General features: G+C 69.9%; 4 protein-coding genes and 2 tRNA genes. All 6 read right to left on the bottom strand.

Translation table 11 applies throughout. From position 1 onward, the window contains the following. Positions 1–1,834: PEP/pyruvate-binding domain-containing protein (locus QQK25_RS22120; RefSeq protein ID WP_284189903.1), on the bottom strand; the 1,834-nt coding region annotated here is incomplete at its 3' end. Then, positions 1,831–2,445, bottom strand: a complete 615-nt coding sequence (locus QQK25_RS22115; protein ID WP_284189902.1) for a TetR/AcrR family transcriptional regulator — start codon at positions 2,443–2,445, stop codon at positions 1,831–1,833. The genes QQK25_RS22115 and QQK25_RS22120, both read right to left, overlap by 4 nt. A 183-nt stretch (positions 2,446–2,628) precedes the next feature. Then, a tRNA-Tyr gene (locus QQK25_RS22110) sits at positions 2,629–2,713 on the bottom strand. 60 nt (positions 2,714–2,773) lie between these two features. Further along, positions 2,774–2,849 (bottom strand) — tRNA-Ala (locus tag QQK25_RS22105). A 336-nt stretch (positions 2,850–3,185) separates the two neighbouring features. After that, entirely contained in the window at positions 3,186–4,736 is a 1,551-nt protein-coding gene (locus tag QQK25_RS22100; RefSeq protein ID WP_284189901.1) for a TolC family protein, read from the bottom strand. Then, on the bottom strand, positions 4,726–5,396 hold a 671-nt coding region (locus tag QQK25_RS22095), incomplete at its 5' end, for a beta-barrel domain-containing protein (RefSeq protein ID WP_284189900.1). The genes QQK25_RS22100 and QQK25_RS22095, both read right to left, overlap by 11 nt.

Here is a 5,396-nt window from a genome sequence, read left to right as displayed (position 1 = left end):
GCACCACCGATGCCAGCAGCGGCCGGCGCCACCAGGGCAGATCGCGCCGGACCCGCTGCCAGGCGGCGTTGGCCGCGGCACGCTGGCGCTCGCGCAGGGCCTCGGCCTCCACATCGGCCAGCGCCGGCAACTGATCCAGCAGCCGCTCGGGCGCCTCATCCCAGCGCGGGTTGCGCAGATAGGTTTCGTAGGGGCCACGGTGGCCATACGCGTCGAGAAAGGCCTTGAAGGCGGCGGCAAAGGCCGGGTCGTCCAGCGGCTGCTCAAGCCCTCGGGCCTGTCGTGCCAGGTCCAGCAGTGCATAGCCCTGCACCGCCGTCACGCTCGGCTCGCCGCCGGCCAGGAGCCCGGCTCCGATCGCCGCGCCCTCGCCCGGAAACTGCTTCTCCATGCTGTCGAGGAGCATGGTCAGGCTGGCCCCGCCCGCGCCCTGCAGAAAATGCATCCCCTCGGCGTCGCGGGTCAGCCGCAGCACGCGGTCGAGCTGCCGGAACAGGCCTTCGCAATCGCCCGGCAGCGGCGCGCTGCGGATCTCCCGCGACAGCGCGTGCATCGACGCCACCTCTGCCAGCCCCCGGCGCCGCAGGGCCGGTGCCCGGCGCAGGTAGCGCAGCGTGTTGCCCAGATGGCGCAGGCGCTCCCGCCAGCCCGGCGGGGCGACCTCGATGCATGGCTGGTGCCCGCCCATCATCGCGTTGAAGCGCTCGGGCAGCAGCCCGATGGCGTCCCGCGCCTCCCATTGCAGGATCGACGCCTCCAGATACAGCCGCCCGTCGAACAGCCCGGCCCGCTGGGCGCCGGGCAGCAGCCGCTGGCCGGCCAGGCGCCAGCCGGGCTCCAGCAGGTCATTCACGCCCCGCCGCGAGAAGGCCCAGTCCATCGGCGACAGGGGCGCCGGCATCACCTCGCAGGTGTTGCCGCGGGTCCAGATCGCCGCTGCGTTACGCAACTGCGGATAGGTGTTGCGGGGCCGACGTGTGACCCGCCGGGCCTGGGTCAGCCAGAAGGCCGTGCCATCCCACACCCACTCCAGATCGTAGAAGGGCGCAACGAAATCGAGGGCCACCGCCGCGTCCCGCAGCAATGCGGCCAGCGCCTCGGCCTGCCCGGTGGTGAGCACGTCCGACGCCGCCTCGGCCTGCGCCACGGCAACCCGGGTGGTGCCACCTTCCGGCGTCGGCATGCTCATCGTGCCCTTGCCGCCCCGGCGCTGGGCGATCACCCGCCAGGTGTCGGTGGTGTCTTCGGCGAACACGTATTCGTCACCATCCGTCTCGCCGCCCACCAGGCTCTCGCCCAGACCCCACTGGGCATGCACGATCATCCGGTCCTCGCGGCCGGTGATCGGGTCGCAACTGAAGGCGATGCCCGACGCCCGCGCGTCCAGCAGTGGCATCACCACCACGGCCATCTCCGGCTCACCGGCGAGGCCCAGCCGCGTGCGATAGGCCGCCGCCGTCGGCGTATCCAGCGAGGCCCAAACCTCGCCCACCGCCGTCATCAGCGCCGCCACGCCCCGCACGTTGAGGCAGGAGCGGTAGATACCCGCAAACGAGGCCGCCGCCGCGTCCTCGCCCACCGCCGACGAGCGCACCGCGAGCGGCACATCCAGCCAGCCCCGGGCGACAAGTTCGGCGTGAAGGATCTGCTGCAGATCGTCGTCGTCACGCCCGCGCTGGTGGCTCCAAGCCGCCGGCAGCACGAAGAAATCCGGCACCGGCAGCCCGTAGTGCACCAGCAGCCCAAGCTGCAGGCCCTTGCCGCCGACCACCTCGGGCGCAGCGTCGGCCGCCGCCACCGCGTCGAGCGGGTACATCTCCGGCCTCACCTTCATGACCGCGCTCCCATGCCGCTACACGCCAGCTCCAGCATGCGTGTCAGCTCCACCTCCAGCGACAGACCGTCTTCGGTCAGCCAGCGCAGCAAGGTCGCCAGATGGGTGAATTGCAGGTAGCCGGCCAAGAGCGCAGCCGGGATGTCGGCGCGGAGCGTGCCGGCCGCCTGCCCCTGGGCGATCAGCTCGGTGAAGATGCGATCCATGCCGCTGCGTTCGCGCTTGTCGGTGGTGAGCTGCGGATCGGCCAGCCGAAAGCGCACATAGGGCAGCAGGTAGCCCCGCCGGCTCTCGCACCAGCGCGCCTGCAGCCGGAAGAAGCACGCCAGCCTCGCCGGCCCTGGCGCGGCCGCGGCCATCTCGGGCTGGATCTCCGGCCACACGGCGTGCAGCTCCCGGTGGAAGCGATGTCGCAGCAGCGCCTCCTTCACCGGGAAGTGCTTGTAGAGCGTGCCCTTGGCCACGTCGGCGGCATCAGCGATGCGCTCCATCGTCACCGCTTCGAAGCCTTCGGCCTCGAACAGCGCCCAGGCCGTATCGGCCAGGTGGTCGAGCTGCTGCTGCCGCTTGCGTTCGCGGCGCCCGGGTTCGGCCGGAAGGGTATCGGTCATGGCCGGCACTCCACCGCGTCCCGCATCCGCCTGCACAACCGATGAGTTTGCTCGAACATGCCCGCCTCCATAGCTAAACGATGAATAAAACTATACGTCGTTCACTATTTTTGGACAAGGCGGCTCACGCACCCAAAAAGCAAAAAGGCCCGGGCTTGCGCCAGGGCCTTTCGGATATCGGGGTGGTGGAGGGGGAAGGATTCGAACCTTCGAAGGCAGTGCCGTCAGATTTACAGTCTGATCCCTTTGACCGCTCGGGAACCCCTCCACGGGGTGCTGCAGATTAAAAATGCCAACAGGCGGACCTGCTGGCATTTTTTGAAACCGGTGGTGGACCGAATGAGGATCGAACTCACGACCTCCGCATTGCGAACGCGGCGCTCTCCCAGCTGAGCTATCGGCCCACGTAAGCCGCGCATTATAGCGGCGGTTTTTTCGGCTGAAAAGCCCCTTTTGCGCCCGGCGCCCAGGCGCTCGCAGACTTATGCGTCGATCACGTCGCCGGAGGTCCGCTTGCCACGCACCGGCGCTGGTTTCTCCATAGACACGGCCTTTCGGGCAAGGGCCGGCGTGAGGGTTCGACAGGCTTTCCCAAGCACTCGTATCGGGAGACTGAAAATCGCCCAACCCCCAATCACCTCGAAAGCTGACCCCGGATGAACACCCGGTTGCCCTGGCTCCGTCGCCTGGAAGAGCTCAAGCCATCGCAAAACGAGCTTCAGCCGGAGCCAGCCTGAACCTCAGCGGGGTAGCGTAGGCGTCTGCCTGGCGTCCACCGTGTTCAGCACGCCGGCTGCAGCCAGCAGCACCAGACGTGCGGCATGCCATTCAGCCAGCGTGCGTAGTCGCTCGTAGCGTGCCTCATTGTAGGCGCCCTGGGTGTTGAGCAACTCGGTGATGTCTCCCACACCTCGCTCGTAGCGGCGTCCGGCGCTTTCGTGGGCGGCGCGGGCGGCGTCCAGCAGTTCGTCGGCGTGGCGCAGCCCTGCCAGCGCGGCCTGGGTGCCGTCGTGGGCCTTGGCGACGTCAAATGCGGCCTGGCCCAGCGCCTGTTGCAGGCCGGCCTCGGCCTGGGCCACCTGGGCCTGCGCGCCTTTGAGCTTGTAATCCCGCGACCAGCCTTCAAACAGCGGGATCGACAGCGTCAAACCCATCGTCGCCACACGTGTGCGCAATGACGACAGGCCTTGGTTGGGATAGCCGTTGGCGTACCAGGAGCCGTTCAAATCGAGCGTCGGCAGACCTTCGGCACGCGTCGCGTCGGCGCGGGCGCGGGCGGCCTCCACCTGGGCACGGGCTGCCGCGACGGCTGGATGGTGCTGCTGCACTTCGGTCAGCCATAACGACAGTTCGCCCGGATCGTCGGGCCGCATGGTATCCAGCGTATCGGGTAGCACCAGCACGCTGGCGGCGGGCAGGCCGATGGCATGCACCAGCTCGGCCTGCGCCTGGCGTGTCTGGCCACGCGAACGCGCCAGCATCAGTTCGGCCTTTGCCAGCGCGGAGCGGGCCTGGAGCGTGTCGATTGCAGCGGCGGCACCGCGTGCCTCACGACGCAGGGCACTGGCGTGGCTGTTGCGCGCGAGGGCCACGGCCTCTTGCTGGGCACGTTCGGCGGCGCGGGCGGTCTGGGCGTCATAGTAGCGGCTGGTCAGATCGCCGAGCAGACGCTGCAGCGTGGCGTCGCGATTGGCCAGCGCAGCTTCGAGCAGGCGGTCGGCCAGCCCGAGGTTGGCGCTGCGGGCGCCGAAATCCCACACACGCCAGTTCGCCGTGGCCTGCCGCGTGGTGCCCCAGGCTGCGCTGTCGGCACCCTCCATGTCCGGGTAGCTGGTGGCGGTGCGAAGCCGGCCCAGGCCCAGGTTGACCCGTGGCAGGTAAGCCGCGCGCGCTTCGCCGACACCGGCGGCCTGCACCTGCACCGCGGCCGCGCTGGCGCGCCACTGCGGGTTCAGGCACAGCGCTGCGGCGACGGCGTCCGAGAGCGCCAGCGGCTCCGGGAGCGCGTCGGCGACCGGGCACGGCGCCGAGCCGACGGTCGCGGGAAGGAGTGCCCGCCCATCGGCCTGCGGCACGCGCAGAGGGTCGGTCAGCCTGTCGCGCAATGCGCGCAGATCGGCATTCCACGGTGCGGTGGCGTCTGCAGCGGGCGCCAGCTGCGGTGGTAATGGTGGTAGCGCCAGTTCTCGGGCCGGCGTCGCTTCCTGGCCGTAGGCGCTGCCCGGGCCAGCCAGCCCAAACAGCAATGCAGTCGCCGCCGCCCAGGCTGCGAGCCGGTGTTCAGCGCTCATGCAGACTCTCTCGGCCGTGGCGTAGCAGGGGCGACAGCACGTAGTCGATCAGCCGGCGCTCGCCGGTGACGATTTCAGCGCTGCCGCTCAGGCCCGGGCCGATCGGCGCCTCGCGGCCGTGCACCATCAGGCTGCGGCGCGCCAGAGTAAGGCGCACCGGGTAAAGCGGGCCGCGGTGCTCATCCTGTACCGCGTCGCGCGCCACCTGGCGCACGGTGGCGGGCACGCTGCCAAAGCGGGTGTAGTCGTAGGCATCCAGCTTGACCTGCGCCGGCTGGCCTTCGTGCACGAAACCGATGTCGCGGTTTTCCACCATCACTTCTAGCTCCACGTCGGCCTGGGCCGGCACGATCTGCATCAGCGGCTGCGCGGCCGGCACGATGCCGCCCACGGTGTGCGCGGCAAGCTGGTGGACGGTGCCATCCACCGGCGCCGTCACACGCAGCAGCTCTCCGTGCGACTGGGCGCGCTGCGCCTCGGCCTGCGCCGTGTCGAGCTGGCGCTGCGCCTCCAGGCGGGCGTTCTGCGTGGTCGTGCGCAGCTCGGTGACGAGGGCGGCGCGCTGGGCGCGTGCGCCAGCGAGCTGGCCTTCCAACGCCAGCCGCGCCTGCTCCTTCTCGATCCAGGCGTGCTGCGGCACGTCGCGGCTACGCGCCAGCT

Source organism: Zoogloea oryzae, from assembly GCF_030161255.1.
GTDB lineage: Bacteria > Pseudomonadota > Gammaproteobacteria > Burkholderiales > Rhodocyclaceae > Zoogloea > Zoogloea oryzae.
This window is presented reverse-complemented; position numbering and strand designations above follow the sequence as displayed.